General features: G+C 72.0%; 11 protein-coding genes and 4 pseudogenes. 6 read left to right on the plus strand and 9 right to left on the minus strand.

Features of this window, described 5'->3' with window-relative positions:
* A partial coding sequence (locus AS857_RS40025; protein WP_160330262.1) for a hypothetical protein occupies window positions 1-303 on the minus strand: 303 nt, incomplete at its 3' end.
* A gap of 190 nt (window positions 304-493) precedes the next feature.
* On the opposite strand from AS857_RS40025, the gene AS857_RS16655 reads away from it, so the two are divergent.
* Window positions 494-934: a helix-turn-helix domain-containing protein gene (locus tag AS857_RS16655; RefSeq protein WP_058043859.1), complete on the plus strand. Its 441-nt coding sequence runs from the start codon at window positions 494-496 to the stop codon at window positions 932-934.
* 365 nt (window positions 935-1,299) lie between these two features.
* Here the strand turns inward: AS857_RS16655 and AS857_RS16660 are convergent, their stop codons facing one another.
* From AS857_RS16660 to AS857_RS16670, 4 genes and pseudogenes are all read right to left on the minus strand, one after another.
* Window positions 1,300-2,841: an MFS transporter gene (locus tag AS857_RS16660; RefSeq protein ID WP_216823982.1), complete on the minus strand. Its 1,542-nt coding sequence runs from the start codon at window positions 2,839-2,841 to the stop codon at window positions 1,300-1,302.
* On the minus strand, window positions 2,838-4,670 hold the full coding sequence (locus AS857_RS16665) for an amidase (RefSeq protein WP_245699960.1): 1,833 nt from the start codon (window positions 4,668-4,670) through the stop codon (window positions 2,838-2,840). Before AS857_RS16665 ends, AS857_RS16660 begins: the two co-directional genes overlap by 4 nt.
* A 257-nt stretch (window positions 4,671-4,927) precedes the next feature.
* On the minus strand, window positions 4,928-5,092 hold the full coding sequence (locus AS857_RS40030; protein ID WP_160330263.1) for a hypothetical protein: 165 nt from the start codon (window positions 5,090-5,092) through the stop codon (window positions 4,928-4,930).
* Between the two features lie 63 nt (window positions 5,093-5,155).
* Window positions 5,156-5,599, minus strand: a pseudogene (locus AS857_RS16670) (SDR family oxidoreductase); the annotation flags it as partial.
* Window positions 5,600-5,854: 255 nt separating this feature from the next.
* Between AS857_RS16670 and AS857_RS16675 the strand changes: the two are divergent.
* Window positions 5,855-6,199, plus strand: a complete 345-nt coding sequence (locus tag AS857_RS16675; protein WP_160330264.1) for a cold-shock protein — start codon at window positions 5,855-5,857, stop codon at window positions 6,197-6,199.
* 111 nt (window positions 6,200-6,310) lie between these two features.
* On the opposite strand, the pseudogene AS857_RS37735 reads toward AS857_RS16675, so the two are convergent.
* Window positions 6,311-7,306, minus strand: a pseudogene (locus AS857_RS37735) (IS5 family transposase).
* An 81-nt stretch (window positions 7,307-7,387) separates the two neighbouring features.
* On the minus strand, window positions 7,388-8,998 hold the full coding sequence (locus tag AS857_RS16685; protein ID WP_160330265.1) for a serine hydrolase domain-containing protein: 1,611 nt from the start codon (window positions 8,996-8,998) through the stop codon (window positions 7,388-7,390).
* A gap of 166 nt (window positions 8,999-9,164) precedes the next feature.
* Here AS857_RS16685 and AS857_RS38995 point away from each other — a divergent pair, with 166 nt between their 5' ends.
* Window positions 9,165-10,400: a sensor histidine kinase gene (locus AS857_RS38995; RefSeq protein WP_058043864.1), complete on the plus strand. Its 1,236-nt coding sequence runs from the start codon at window positions 9,165-9,167 to the stop codon at window positions 10,398-10,400.
* Between the two features lie 32 nt (window positions 10,401-10,432).
* Complete coding sequence (locus AS857_RS16695; protein WP_216824003.1) at window positions 10,433-11,080, plus strand: response regulator; 648 nt, start codon at window positions 10,433-10,435, stop codon at window positions 11,078-11,080.
* Between the two features lie 120 nt (window positions 11,081-11,200).
* Here the strand turns inward: AS857_RS16695 and AS857_RS41475 are convergent, their stop codons facing one another.
* Window positions 11,201-11,344 carry a hypothetical protein gene (locus AS857_RS41475; protein ID WP_245699962.1) on the minus strand — a complete coding sequence of 48 codons (144 nt, stop codon included), beginning with the start codon at window positions 11,342-11,344 and terminating at the stop codon, window positions 11,201-11,203.
* A 463-nt stretch (window positions 11,345-11,807) separates the two neighbouring features.
* Between AS857_RS41475 and AS857_RS16700 the strand changes: the two genes are divergently transcribed.
* Entirely contained in the window at window positions 11,808-12,662 is an 855-nt protein-coding gene (locus AS857_RS16700) for an NAD(P)-dependent oxidoreductase (RefSeq protein ID WP_160330266.1), read from the plus strand.
* 99 nt (window positions 12,663-12,761) lie between these two features.
* A pseudogene (locus tag AS857_RS16705) lies at window positions 12,762-13,475 on the plus strand (transposase); the annotation flags it as partial.
* Window positions 13,476-13,718: 243 nt separating this feature from the next.
* Here the strand turns inward: AS857_RS16705 and AS857_RS42370 are convergent.
* Window positions 13,719-13,871: pseudogene (locus AS857_RS42370) on the minus strand (phytanoyl-CoA dioxygenase family protein); the annotation flags it as partial.
* Between the last annotated feature and the right edge of the window lie 749 nt (window positions 13,872-14,620).

Genomic DNA, 14,620 nt, shown 5'->3' on the forward strand with positions numbered 1-14,620 from the left:
GTAGTCGAAGCCGGTCGGCTCCACGCCCGTGCCGGGCCCGTCACGCCAGTTGCCCACGGATCCACCGGTGCGTGTCGCCTGGCGCAGCACGTCCTTGACCAGGTCCGCGGCGGGTAAGCGGCGGCGCAGGGTGTCGGCCGCGGTGCCCCAGTAGCGGTGGTTCTGTGAAGGGCTGAGCCGCATCGCCAGGGAGAAGCCGTCGGACGCCGCCTGTGCCGTGGAGGGTATGAGCAGTCCGCTGGTGGCAGCGGCCAGGGGTATCGCCGCCATGCCGCGTATGACCGTTCTTCGCGAGGTGTTCATGATCAGACACCGTAGGGGCGGAGTCCGTCATTCGGTACGGCTGGGACACAAGCGGCCATAGGGACGGTCTGCCGAGGTCCTGCCGAACCAGCGGTATCGGCAGTATCTGCGGTAGCAGGGGAAGGGCATGGACGTCGGCCCGGGTGGGCCGCCCGGGGAAGCGCCACCAGGGTTGCGAGACCATGGGGTCATGGACGACCTGACGCAGGTGCGGGAGCTGACGCCGATACGGGACGTCGCGGACCGGTTCGAACTGCCACTCTCGACGTTGCACTACTGGGAGCGGCGCGGCCTGGTGGAGCCGCACCGGCGTTCCGGGCGGCGGTACTTCGACGCCGAGCAGGTCTACCGCGTGGCGCTGATCAAGTTGTGGCGGGAGACCGGCCTGATGTCCATCGAGGAGATCGCCGGCCTCCTGCACCGTGACGCCGCCGGCACCAGCGGCGGTGCCGGCAGCACCGGCGGTGCCGACTGGCAGGAGACCGTCCTCGGCCGTATCGCCGCCCTCGACGCGCACATCGCCCGCCTCAACGCTGCGCGCGCCTACCTCGGCCACCTCCTCACCTGCGCACACGGCGACGACCTGGAGAAATGCCCGGACTTCCGGGCGACCGTCCCCGTGTCCCCCTGACCGCTCACCTGGCGAGGCGTGGTCCCGCTGCGGTGCCGGTCACGGCGAGGCACGGGCCCTCAGCATCGGCCATGGCGCGAGGTATGGCCCGGTGGTACCGGCCACGCCACGACGAAGCGTGATCCCGCGGCGTCGGCCACGCCTCGACCGGGTGTGGTCCCGCGGTGGGCGAGCCGACGCTGCGCCGGCCACGACCCAAGCGCGCTCCCGCGGTCCCGCGGTCCCGCGGTCCCGCGGTCCCGCAGTCCCGCAGTCCCGCAGTCCCGCGGTCCCGCAGTCCCGCGGCGCCGCGGAACCCGTCACGGCGAGGCATGGTCCCGCGATGCCAGTGGGTCACCCGGGGCGGGGCACCGTGCCGGAGCGGGTCATGTGCCGGACCGGGGCATGGCTAGAGCCGCCACGAGCGCGGCAACGGCCACGCACCCGGCACAGACAAGGAACGCGACGCCATAACCGTGCGCCAGCGCGTCCGCCCCGTGCGCGCCACCACGCCCGGGATGCGCGTCCGCCCATGCGTCCGCCGCCGCGGCCGAGACCGTGCTGGTCACGGCGAGCCCGACCGCCCCACTGGTCTGCCGGACCGTGTTCAGCACTCCCGCGGCCAGACCGCTGCGCGCCGACGGGACGCCGCCGGTCGCCGCCACCGTGATCGGGGTGAACGCGGCGGCCGTTCCGAACCCGAACACCACGCCGGAGACCACCACCGTCAGCAGCCAGGAGCCACCCGCGCCCAGCGACGCCGCCACACCCGCGAAGCCGGCCGCGCCCAGCAGGCAGCACACCACGGACGTCCGGCGCGGCCCGAAGCGTAGCGTCAACGCCCCGGCCGCCCGGGCGCCGGCGAACATCGCCGCCCCGACCGGCAGGTAGCCCAGCCCGGCGCGCAGCGGCGACCAGCCGTGCACGTCCTGAAGGTACAGCGACAACAGGATGGGGCTGGCGAAGAAGCCCAGACCGAGGAGCAGCATCACCACGTTGCCGCTGCTCACCGCGCGAAGCCGGAAGAGGTCGAGCGCCAGCAGTGGCTGCCGGGCCCACCGCGCCTGGTGCAGCACGAGAATCCCCAGCAGCACGACGCCGCCGACCAGCGGGCCCGTGACCTGCGGGCTCGTCCATCCCGCGACGGCGGTACGCATCAGCGCGTACACCACGCCCGTCAGCCCGGCCGTGGCCAGCGCGGCCCCCACGACATCGAGGGACGGCCGGCCGGTGCGGTCGTGCCGCGGCAGCCCGCGCGCGGCGCCTACCAGGCACAGCACCCCGATCGGGACGGTCGCGAAGAACACCCAGCGCCACCCGGCCCACTGGATGAGGACGCCGCCGACCACCGGCCCGGACGCGGCACCGACCGCCCCGACCGCGCTCCACGTGCTCAGCACCCGTGCGCGCCGGTCCGGTTCGGTGAACGTCGTGGCCAGCAGCGACAGCGTCACCGGCATCAGGAGGGCCCCACCGAGCCCCTGCACCGCCCGCGCGGCCAGCAGCACCTCCGCTGTCACCGCGAAGCCGCAGGCGACCATTCCGGCAGTGAAGAGCGCCGTCCCGGTCAGCAGCGTCGCCCGGTGGCCGAACACGTCCGCGCACCGGCCGCCGAGCAGCAGGAAGCCCGCGAAGGCGAGGGTGTAGGCATTGACCACCCAGGGCAAGGCTGCTGGTGAGAAGCCGAGGGCGGCCCGGATGGCAGGCAGCGTCACCGACACGATGGTGGCATCCAGGACGACGACGAACGACCCGGCACAGGCCAGGCCCATCACAAGCCGTTCGCCTCCACGGGCACGGCGGGCACGGCGGGTGCTGCGGGTACTGCCGGCATGGCGGGTACGCTGCCCACGCCGCTCCGCGGGCCGGTCCGTTCCTGCTTCCACGCCTGCTGCCACGGCGGGCTCCACCTCCGGTCGCGTACTCATGCGGGCTCCTCGTCGTCCGCCCGGACGGTGACGTCCGGGCGCAGCACGGGCCGGGCGTCGCCCGCCGCCGGGACGTCGAACAGGCCGTCGACGGCAGGGCGCTGGGCGGTGTACGCCGCCTCGAATCCGGTGATCTCCCGCTCGCCTGCGGGCAACCCGGCGGCGGCCAGCAGGCTCCGCACCCTGACAGCCGCATCAGGCTGCGTGGCGGTTCCTTCACTGGGCCCGCTCGTACGCTGCCCTCCACGTTCGTCGGGGCGTGTGAGTCGTGTGGTGTCCTCGGTGTCCGCAGCGCCGCACTTGTGTGCCGGCCTGCGCGTCTGCAGCGGCACGTGCGTGTGGTGCTCCCCGCGTCCCATGGCGGCGCGTGCATGCGGTGCCGTGGCCGCCGACAGATCAGGGATGCGTCGGTGCCAGTCGGTGTGCTGCTGGAAGGCGTCCCCGACCCGCAGGATCGCCGCCTCGCCCGCCACCGGGCCCGCGATCTGCATCGACAGGGGAAGGCCCGTCCCCGTGCGGCCCATCGGCACAGCGAGGACGGGGTTGGCCAATGGATTCCAGTACGGGGTGTAGATCTTCCCGAACACGCCCGCGTGGTCCTGGTGCCCCGCCTCGTCGGCCAGGGCGGCGAACGGCGGCGCCCCGACCGACGCGGTCGGGCACACGATCACGTCGACATCCGCGAACAGCGCGTCCACGGCCCGCTGCGCCACCGTGCGCACCCGCTGCGCCTGGACGTAGTCCGCGCCTGATATCAGCGCGCCCGTGGCAAGCAGGCCGCGCGCGGCCACGCCGTAGTCGTCCCAATGCCGGGACAGGGCGGTGCGGTGGTGGGCGAGACCCTCGCCGGCCGCGGTCACGAACGTCGTGGTGATCATCTCCTGCCAGTAGGGCAGCCGGATCTCCACCGGGACGGCGCCGAGTCCGGCGAGCACCGACACGGCCTCGTCGAACGCGCCGGGCAGCGACGGATCGCCGTCCGCGGGGAGGTGGTGTTCCCGTACGACGCCGACCCGCAGTCCGTCCAGGCCCTCGCCGCACCCGGTGTCGCCGAAGGAGGCGTCGAAGGAGGCGTGGAAGGAGGCGCCGACGCCGTCGTGCTCTCCGGCGATGACGCCGAGCACTGCCGCGCAGTCTCTGGCGCTCCGGGCGAGCGGGCCGACCCGGTCGAGGCTGTACGCCAGCGGCACGCACCCGGCCACGGGCACCCGCCCGTACGTCGGCATCAGCCCGCTGATCCCGCAGAACGCGGCGGGCATCCGGATGCTGCCCCCGGTGTCGCTGCCGATCCCGGCCAGGAACATCCCCGCCACGATACCGCTGGCCGAGCCCGAACTGGAGCCCCCGGCCCAGGACTCGGTCCGCCACGGATTGCGCGGCAACGGGAAGGGCTTGTCTTCCTCCGGCAGCCCGCAGCCGAACTCCACCGCGGTCGTCTTCCCGGTGATCACTGCCCCGGCAGCCCGCAGCCGGGCCACCACCGGGGCGTCCCGCCCGGCCCACCAGTCCCGGTCGTGGACCAGGCTCTGCGCGGTGGTCGGTCCGTCCGCCACCGCGATGGTGTCCTTGACTCCGAACGGGATCCCGTGCAGCGGCCCGCGGTCGATGCCGCGCGCCAACTCCTCGTCGGCGCGGCGGGCCGCCGCCCGCGCCTGCTCGACGAACCGCGTCAGGTACACCCCGAGCGACCCGTCGGCGCGCTCGGCCGCGGCGACGGCGGTCTCGGTCAACCCGACGCTGGTCACGCTCCCGTCCCGCAACGCCTGCGCGGCTTCGGTCAGGGTCAGGGCCAGGGGCAAGGTCAGGGGAACGGTCAACACTTCACTCACGCTTCACCTCCACATCCGCCGTCCCTGATCGCGGACGGCCGGTGAGACGTGACCCTCCCAACTCAACCCGGGTTGAACGCAACTTCCTCGGCGCCGCACACCACCGCCACGGTCCTACGACCGTCGGCCCTGTAGACCATCGCGATCCGCGACCAAGTCCGCGTGCCACGCCAGTGGCGACCCACCCGATGCCCGGGGGCCAAGGGGGCTTGCTCCTGGATTCCTTGATCAAACCCTGGCGGATCTTCGACGGGGGCTCAGCTCACTCCTCGACCGCCCGCGTACGAGTGGTCGAGGACAGGTTGGCGGATGGTGGGGGTGGCCTGCGGGTCCTCGTGATGGCAGGCGGCGCTGGTGGTGGTGGGGGGGTGGGGGGAGGGGGGTGCGCGGTGGGCGTGCTGCCAGTGGCGTCGTTCGAACATGCCGGTGAGGCCGGACAAAGCTTGCGCCGGGCGGGTCCTTGAGAGTGGCGGACAGTCCCTTTCTCACGGGGTTCGCAGGTAGCCGCCGTCGATGGGGATGCGGCAGCCAGTGATGTAGGAAGCGGCGGGGGAGAGAAGGAAGGCGACCGCTTTTCCGAATTCCTCGGGTCGGCCGTAGCGCCGTAGAGGGATTGCCGCGGTATCGCGGTCCCGGGCCGCTGCCGGGTCGGGGGAGTGGGCGTCGATCCGGCGCGCTCGGTCGGTGTCGATCGAGGCCGGCAGCAGCCCGATGACGCGGATGCCTTGTGGGCCGAGTTCATCGGCGAGACTTTTGGCGGCCATGGCGAGGCCGGGGCGTAGTCCGTTGGAGAGGCCGAGTTGGGGAAGGGGGGAGCGTGCGCTGGTGGACAGAACGAAGGCGAGGCATCCGCCGGGGGCCAGGACTTTGGCGGCGGTGCGGGCCAGGCGCACGGCGCTGAGGTAGACGGTCTCGAAGGCGTGCCGCCAGGTGTTGGGCGGCTCCCTACAGCGTGTCCCGCCCGCGAGGGTGTTGACGCGGTTCGCGTACTCGCGACGTGACGCTTGACTGTGCCCCTACGGCACGGTGTCTGCTGAGATCCGAGAAGAGCGATGGGGCTGGACGCTCCCGTTACGGATCATCCGATCTGGCACAAAGGAGCGCACCGCAATGGAAGCCGGCCCTGGCCGCACCCTGCGGCCCCCCTCTCCGTCACACGAGTGGAGGAACCAGTAGTGATCCGAATGCGCAAGAGCATCGTCGCCGCGGTCACGGCCCTGGCGATCGCCGGTGGTGGCGCCGTGACCGTCGTCGCCACGCCAGGAACAGCACAGGCAGCCCCCGCGAGCAGCAAGATCAAGGACAAGCAAAGGCGCTTGGGGGAAGTCTATTGGTATGACGCGGCCAAGGGGTTCGGCTACATCACCTACAGGTTGGCAGGCGGGGCTTATGGGAACCTCTTCACGCACCACAGTTTGATCGAAAAGCCTTGGAAAATGGAGCAAGGCGACATCGTCTCGTTCATCATTGCGAAGGGGCCCGCGGGGTATGACGTTGCCACCGGCGTAAAGGAGATCGCCGACGCGTGATCTTGTAGGTGAGCAGGCCGTGGGCGGCGGGGCGAGGCCGCCTCTTAGCACTGCGAAGGCCACGTGAGGTAGGCAACGCACATCAGCGTCGTCCAGGCGGTTTTGTTTGGATCACCGGGCGGAGCAGAGAAAGATGCCTGCGATGTGGAGTCCGGCCGGGTAGATGGTCGCGGTCTTCTTGTGGCGGGTGGCGATCCCTCGCCACTGCTTCAGCCGGTTGATGCACCTCTCGACGGTGTTGCGCTGCTTGTAGATCTCGCGGTCGTAAGGTGGGTGGCCTGCCGCCGCGGCCGCCCCGGCGCAAACGGTGTCCCTGCTGATCAGCTGGGACCGGAATGACTGCTCGGATTCCGCGCTTGCGCAGGTGCTCGCGGATGGCGCGTGAGGAGTACGTCTTGTCCCCGGCGACCGCGTCAGGGCGGGTGCGGGGTCGTCCTACCGGGCCGCGGACGCGGACCTTGTTCAGGACGGGGGCGAAGTGGGGGCTGTCGGCGGCCTGTCCGGTGGTCAGGATGAGCGCGAGCGGGCGGCACTTGCGGTCGGCGGCGATGTGGACCTTGCTGGTCTGCCCGCCGCGCGAGCGCCCGAGCAGGGCGGCCTTCAGCCGGAGCCGGAGCCGGTGTCGGCGCCGGGTGCGGCGTCGCTCTTGTCGGGCGGGGTCGCCATCGTCGCCGGATCGCCCGTCTTGTCCCTGCTCATCGCCCCCTTTGGCCGGTCCTTGCCCTGCTCGTCGGCGGCCTTCTCCAAGGCGCCGAGGACCACTTCGCCGAGCTGTATCCCGGCGGCGTCGTGGTGGGCGCGGGCGGTGGTGGAGTCCACGCTGACCAGCGACAGGTCCACCCCGCCCTGCTTCGCGGCCTCGGCTATCAGGTCTTCCGGCAGGGCCTCGAAGACGCCGGCGTCCCGCCATTGGCGGAAGCGGTTGTGGAGGGTGGTCCAGGCGCCGAACTGGGCGGGCATCTCCCGCCACTGCGCACCGGCCCGGAAGCGCCAGATCAGGCCTTCGAACTGCTGCCGCAGCTGCTCGGGATACGGGCCGTACGCGCCGATCGGCAAGTACGGCTCGATGAACACCCATGCCTCGGCCGTCAGTTGTGCACGCGTCATGCACTCCGAACTACCGGATCCGCCCCCGCACCGGGGACGGATCCCACGAATTGATCACGACCCGGTACGGACCCTAGGGGCTCAGGGCAGCTGGGCCGTGATCACCGCGGTGGTGCAGAGGAGGGCGGCCAGCGGGAGGGTGGGAAGGGCGAAGGTGACGGCGCGCAGCCAGGGCCGGCGGCCCCGGGTGGTCGGGAGGGCAGGCCAGCGGCGGACGGACTCGGCGGCCGTGGCGGCGAGCAGGCCGGCGCCGAGGGCGGAGACGACGCCCGGGACGTGGCCCCACTCGCCGACCCGCAGGGCGAGCAGCCAGCAGGCGGCGGCGGTCAGCGGCAGGGAGACGGCCTTGAGCCGGTCCAGCGGGCGGGAGAGGCGGGCCCGGCGGGGCCGCACCAGGCCGAGCAGGGTGAGTGCGGGCACGCCGGCCGAGAGCAGGACGGTGAAGGCGAGCAGGATCGGGTGCGGGGTCTGCGGCTCGTCGAACTCGGGGGCACTGATGCCGAGCAGCCCGAAGCCGATCTTTTCGGTCGGTGTGCGGGTGGAGTTGGCGAGCACGACGACCGCGCGCTGGTCGGAGGTGTAGGCGACGAACGCGCGTGAGCCGTTGGTCAGCCCGTTGTGCCAGCCGACCTTGGTGCCACCGGCGTTCCATAGCTGCCAGCCGAGCCCGATCCGCCCGTCCCGGTCGGCGTAGTCGGCGACTGAGGCTCGCGGGGTGTGTGTCAGGGCGAGCGCGGCGGGCGGGTTCGGGGCGGTGTTGGCCGCGAGGAAGGCGGCGAGGTCGGCGCTGGTGGTCCAGGTGCCGGTGCCGACCGCCGCCCACTGCGGGTTGGTCCACGGGACGACCGGGGTGCCGGCGGTGTGGAACGGCAGGATGGCTCCGTCCGGGGTGCCGGGGGTGGTGCGGACGGTGGTGTGCTTCATGCCGAGCGGGGCGAGGACCCGCTCGCGCAGGGCGGTCGGGTAGTCGCGCCCGTCGACCTTGGCCAGGGTCTCGCCGAGGACGGCGTAGCCGAGGTTGGAGTAGGAGTACTTGGTGTCGGGCTTCGGTCCGTAGCCGGAGAGGCGGGTGAGCGCGCGGACCGGGTCGCCGAGTACGGAGTAGCCGTCGCCGCCCAGCAGGTAGCCGGCCATCGCGAGGGGGAACTGCGCGCCGTCGGGCGGGAAGGACGGCAGGCCGGCGGTGTGGGTGGCGAGCTGCTCGACGGTGATGCCGGCCACCGCCGGATCGGCGAAGGTGTACTCGGGCCAGAGCCCGCCGACGGTGTCGGTGAGCCTGATCTTCCCGGCGTCGAGGAGGCTGCCGAGGAGGCTCGCGGTGAGCACCTTCTGCGCGGATCCGGTCTCGAAGACGGTGTCCGGGGTGACGGGGGTGGAGCCGTCGGTGGTGCCCAGCGCGGCCCGGGTCACCTTGCCGTGGTCGACCACCGCCACCGAGACCCCCACCGAGCCGCCCGCGCCCTGCCCGTCCGGCAGCAGGCCGGCGACCCGCTCGGCCAGTGCGCCGTCCCCGCTGCGGTGGGCGGCGGCCGGCGCGCTGCGCGGACCGGTGGCGAAGGCGGCCAGCGCGGCGAGGACGGCGGCGACCGCCGTCCATCGGACGGTTCGCCGCCGACCCCCGCGCTGGGAGCGGGCGTTGGGTGAGGTGGAACCGGGTGGAGCGGTCTCGGACACGGGCACGGGCACAGGCACGGGGATTCCTCCAACAGATGCGGGCGGCGGCCGCCGAATCCGGCCGCCGACTGATGACGCTTCACGTTCGCCCAGGTCAGTGCCGTCCCGCGGCAGCCGTCCGGCCCGTTCCGAAGTAGCCGATCGGCTACCCCGGCGCCGCTCGCCTCCCACGTACGGTGTCGGTATGCACAACCGGTCAGCAGTCCACCCACCCACGCCGGCAGCCCGCGCGGGCACCGCCGGCCCGGCCCACCTGGTGCCGCTCGCCCTCGCAGCCGGGAGCCTGCTGCTGGCCCTGCTCACCGATCTCGACCGCTGGTGGGGCATGCGCCCGGGCCCGGCCGCCGACGCCCTCTTCCTCGCCTCCGGCACGGCGATGTCCGCCCTCGCGCTCTGGGCGCTGCGCCCCGGCACCTCCCGGTCGGCGACCTCGGCCGCCGTCGCCGGGGCTCTGTCGGTCACCTTCGCCGCCTCCGCCGGGTACCGGCTGCTGGACGCCGAACACCGGCCGAGCGGAGTCACCGAGGCGCTCGCCCTCGCGCTGCTGCTCTCCCTGGTCGCCTACCGCTGCCGGCCGCTGGTGATCGCGGGCACGGCGGTCGCCTCCTTCGCCGCGCTGCTGGCCGCCGCCGGACGCGAGGGCGGGCCGTTCGACGTGGACAACGCGCTGCTGGTGCTGGTCCTGCTCGGGCCCGGCCTGCTGCTGCGCTGGCGCGCCGAGCGCCGCGCCTGGCACATCGAGCGCGCGGTGCGCGAGGAGCGCAACGCCCTGGCCCGGGACCTGCACGACGTCGTCGCCCATCAGGTCACCGGCATCGTCGTCCAGGCGCAGGCGCTGCAGCACGTCGCGGCCCGCGACCCCGAGATGCTGCGTGCGGCGCTGGCCGACATCGAGCACGCGGGAGCGGACGCGCTGGCCGCCATGCGCCGGCTGGTCGGCGCGCTGCGCGAGGGAGAGCACCCGGGCTCGGACGGCGACTCGCCGGCCCGTCGGCTCGCCTCCCTCGCCCGGCCCGGCGACGGCCACCGGCCCGAGGTGGCGGTGCGTGGCGAGGCCGAACTGGACCGCGCCCCGACCGAGCTCGCCGCCGCGGTCCTCCGGATCGCCCAGGAGGCCGTGACCAACACCGACCGCCACGCCCGCGGCGCCACCCGGGTCACCGTCCTGGTTCGCGGCGAGGGCGGCCGGCTCCACCTGGACGTGCACGACGACGGCCGCGGTCCGGTCCGCGCCCACACCGGGGACGGCTACCGGGACGGCTACGGGCTGATCGGCATGGCGGAGCGGGCCAAGCTGCTCGGCGGCACCTTCCACGCCGGCCCGGCCGAGTCCGGCACCGGCTGGCAGGTATCCGCCCGGCTGCCGGGCCTGCCCGGCTCACCGACCCTGGCGAACGGCGCGCGGAGGGCGGCCCGGTGACCATCCGCGTCCTGCTCGCCGACGACCAGCGCATGGTCCGCACCGGCTTCCGCTACATCCTCGACGCCGAACCGGACATCGAGGTCGTCGCCGAGGCCGGCGACGGCATCGAGGCGCTCCGGCTCGCCGGGCACCACCGGCCCGACGTCTGCCTGCTGGACATCCGCATGCCCGGTATCACCGGTCTCGACGTGACCCGCCGCCTGGCCGGCCCCGGCGTCGCCGACCCGCTGCGCGTCATCGTCGTCACCACCTTCGACCTCGACGAGTACGTGCACGAGGCCCTGCACGGCGGCGCAGCCGGGTTCCTGCTCAAGGACGCCGGCCCGATCATGCTCATCGAGGCGGTCCGGGCCGCCGCCCGGGGCGAGGCCATGGTCTCCCCGCAGATCACCGTACGGCTGCTGCGGCACTTCACCGCCGACCGCGGCCGGCTGCCGCTGCCCCGCGCGGGCGGGCACCCACTGTCCGAACGCGAACTGGCAACCGTTCAGGCCGCTGCCGAGGGCCTCACCAACGCCGAGATCGCCGAACGCCTGCACATCTCGCTCGGCACGGTCAAGAAGCACCTTGCCGGCGCCCAGCTGAAGCTCGACGTCCGCAACCGGGTCGAACTCGCTGCCTGGGCCTACCGCCACGGCCACATGGACGGGCCTTCGCGGACGCCGGAGCACCGGTAGCCATCGGGTTGTGACCTGCCGTTGACCACCACCGATACCCGAGCGCGGCTTCCGGGGTGTCCGACTTCCACTGGCCGGCGGCGACGAGCCGCTCGACCACTTCGCGGATCTGGACGGTGGTCACCGCGGCGACGTCGGCGCCGGGCTCCAGCGGTCGGCGTCCAGCACTGCCGTCCAGGAGGTGCGGGCAGGCTCCAGCACTGCCGTCCAGGGGGTGCGGCCGGGGTCCAGCGCGGTCACCACCGAGTAGGGCCAGCCGGGCATCACCTGCTGCTTGCCTTCACCCCGGGCGAACGTACGACAAAAGACCCGATCATCGCAGGTGTTGGCATCCGGCCGCAGCCACGACGAGACATTCACAGCCGGCACCAGCCTGTCGTCCGCCGCCCTCGGCAGGGTATTGCGGCCGGCGCACGACGCAGCCGGCCGACGTCGATCCGTCGCTGGTCGCGGCCGCCGTACAGAGCTCCGTGACAAAGTCCGCCTACATGTCCGCTGAACTGCGAAAACGCCGATCAAGTTCGTGCCGCGTGCCACGTCGGACCAATCAGCTCCCCGCCGGTGAGCACACGGCCGCAGATCCCCCTTGACCTCAACTTCGGTTCAGGTTCTAGCGTGATGTTTCGCGTAGCACCAGTGGCAGCCCTGGATGGGCTGGACCACTGCAACCGGGGAGAGAGCGACTTTGATGAACACTGCCTCAGAACGAACCGATGCCCAGTCGGCCGTGACCGTGATCGGTTTGGGCGAGATGGGCTTCGCACTCGCCGGTGCCTTCCTTGGCGGTGGGCACCCGACCACGGTGTGGAACCGTACCTCGGAGCGGGCCGACCCCCTGGTCGCCAGGGGAGCTGAGCGGTCCGCGACCGTCCGCGACGCCGTTGCCGCCAGTCCTCTTGTGGTCGTCAGTGTGAAGGGCAATGCGACGGCCCGCGCGGTTCTGGAATCGTCGGGCGATGCGCTTTCCGGCCGCTCCGTGCTCAACCTCACGGATGGGACATCCGCAGAGGCCAGGGCCGTGGCCGAGTGGGTCAGGGACCAGGGCGCGCAATATCTCCATGGGCAGATCATGACGATCGCTCCGGGCATCGGGGGAGCGGAGACGGTGATTTTCTACGGCGGTTCCGACGCCGTGTTCAACCACTTTCATCCAACGCTCCAGCTCATCGGTGGCCGGGGAACACTGATCTCGGCCGACCCTGGCGTGCCGGCCCTGTACGGGATGGCCGTGCACGGCACTATGTGGGGCGCGCTCAACGGATTCCTGCACGCGGCCGCTCTGCTGTCCAGCGAGGGCATCGAGGTGAAGCGGTTCCTCGACGACGCCGGCCCGTCCGTTGCCGCACTCCTGGCGTCCTTCCCGATGATCGCCGACGAGGTCGATCGTGGTGAGTACGCGACGCCGTACGGAGCGCTCCAGCACCACCGGCCCTCGGTCGAGGACCTGGTCCGCGAGAGCGGGGCCCGGAACATCGACGTCGAATTCCCCGGCTACACCCTCGGCCTCGTGAACAAGGCCGTGGAAGACGGCCATGCCAATGACAGCTACTCGCGTCTGATCGAGCACTTCAGGAAGCAGTGAGCACGGGTGGACGACGCTGTCTGAAAGGTTAAAGCGTGTTCCGCAACCCGGTGAGCGGGCATCTGCTTTGTACGGCTGGGGTGTTGAGGGGCCGAGCGGGTGTGGGTGGAGACGTTCACCGGGCTGCGGTCGGTGCAGTTCGACCGGCTGCTGCGGGTGGTTTGGGGGCGGGGTGGTGACGGGCTACGGGGCGGCCGTCCGTGGGCTTTGCCGCTGGCTGAGCGGGTGCCTCCGGTGGCGGTGTACTACCGACCGAACCTCACGATGCGGCAGGTCGCTGTGCCGTTCGGTGTCTCGACCGCCGGGGTGTGCCGGGTCATCCACCGGCTAGGGCTGTTGCTCGCGCTCGAGCCCGCCCGGCGCCCTCAGGGTGCCGACGAGCGGTTGTGGATCGTGGACGGGACACTGATCCCGGTGCGGGACCGCAGCGTGGCGGCCTCCAGTCGCAACTACCGGTTCTCTGCGAACATGCAGGTCATCGTGGACGCGGGCACCCGCCTGGTGGTGGCCACCGCCCGGCCGGTGCCCGGCACCACCGCCTACGCTCCGCGCATGGCGGCCTCCGGCCTCGCCGTGCAGTGCGAGGGTGCGACCGTGCTCGGTGACGGCGCTTACATCAGCACCGGACTGTTCGTGCCGCACCGCAAACGCCCCCGCCGACCACTGCTGAAGGGCGAGGAGGAGGACAACGCCGAGCACCGTCGAGTCCGTGCCCGCGGCGAGCACGCCTTCGCCCGGATGAAGAACTGCAAGATCCTCCGCGACTGCCGACATCGGGGCGACGGCCTTCACCACGCGGTCCAGGCGGTGGCCCACGGCGAGCTCGTGTCGGTCCGTCCGCCATGCGGTAAAGGATCGGTGATTGTTCTCCACGAGGTTGCGCAGCGGTACGTCTTCGTCTTCCGGAAAGTGGAAGCCCTCGGCCGTGTGGCCCGCTCCGACGAGCTGACGTTGTACGGGTGACAAGGCGGCCAGCTGTGCGGGGTTGAGGTTGAAGGGGTCGGCGGGGCATAGCCAGCGGTGTGCGTAGGCGAAGTACATGACCTTGCGCGCGTTGGTCGAGCGGTTGGGTGCGACGGTGTGCCACAGGCGTGGGTCGATGATGAGGGCTGTTCCTGCGGGGCTGCAGACCGGGGTCGCTTCCGGGATGTCGGCTGTGGGGGTGTCGCGCAGGTCGATGCTGTCGTTGCGGTGGGTGCCGGGGAGGACGTGGGGGGGCGCCTTGTTCGGGGGTGGAGCAGTCGGTGAGGAAGTCCCCGACCTTCAGTGTGATCAGGGGCAGTGGGCGGGGGATGCTGCAGAGGACGCTGCGGCAGCCCGAGGTGATCGCCCGCCTGGAAGCTCCCGAGGAGAGTCGGCTCATCGTCACCGGCTCCACGCTCCTCGGCCACGCCGCCAGCCCGGCGAGTCCCTTCCGGGCGACCGTATTCGATCCGGCGACCAACCGCGCCGTCGAGCTGCGCGGGCGGCTCGACCGTCCCGAGGAGGCCGAGGTCCGCCCAACGGCCTTCCGGCCGCGCCCCACGCCGGAAAATCGTGTCCCGGGGGGCATCTCAAGGATGCCCCCCGGGACAGTGCGTATGGCTCCGTCCGGGGGTTCTGTTCACCCGTCGGCCGGGGTCACGTGGTCACGATTCGACGCCGGCACCGCCGGAGGGGTTGCTCCCCCGAATGGGCGGGACCACCTTGCACCAAGATGTCATCGATCAGGGACACGGCACAGCACCTGACGCGTGCGCGGGGGCGCGCTACGTCGGTGGCCTGGCCAGGGCGAACCCCCAGTAGCTCTGTCCCGGTGGCTCGGGGTTCGAGCCTTTGCGCCTGGAGATGATTTCTTGGCGGCCCCAGCCCTTCTCGTTCATGTTCGGGAAGGGAAAATCTCCACCGCCGTTCATCCGCGCCGGCAAGGCCACGCCTGCCCGGGGGCTTACTGGCGGTGTCGTCCTAATGCCAGCGCC

The organism is Streptomyces roseifaciens (assembly GCF_001445655.1).
In the GTDB taxonomy this organism is placed as follows: domain Bacteria; phylum Actinomycetota; class Actinomycetes; order Streptomycetales; family Streptomycetaceae; genus Streptomyces; species Streptomyces aureoversilis.

Coding starts and splice junctions, on each gene's coding strand:
- AS857_RS16655 (WP_058043859.1), top strand. CDS start 494: ATGGACGACCTGACGCAGGTGCGGGAGCTGACGCCGATACGGGACGTC.
- AS857_RS16660 (WP_216823982.1), bottom strand. CDS start 2,841: ATGAGTACGCGACCGGAGGTGGAGCCCGCCGTGGCAGCAGGCGTGGAA.
- AS857_RS40030 (WP_160330263.1), bottom strand. CDS start 5,092: ATGTTCGAACGACGCCACTGGCAGCACGCCCACCGCGCACCCCCCTCC.
- AS857_RS16675 (WP_160330264.1), top strand. CDS start 5,855: ATGCGCAAGAGCATCGTCGCCGCGGTCACGGCCCTGGCGATCGCCGGT.
- AS857_RS38995 (WP_058043864.1), top strand. CDS start 9,165: ATGCACAACCGGTCAGCAGTCCACCCACCCACGCCGGCAGCCCGCGCG.
- AS857_RS16695 (WP_216824003.1), top strand. CDS start 10,433: ATGGTCCGCACCGGCTTCCGCTACATCCTCGACGCCGAACCGGACATC.
- AS857_RS41475 (WP_245699962.1), bottom strand. CDS start 11,344: ATGCCCGGCTGGCCCTACTCGGTGGTGACCGCGCTGGACCCCGGCCGC.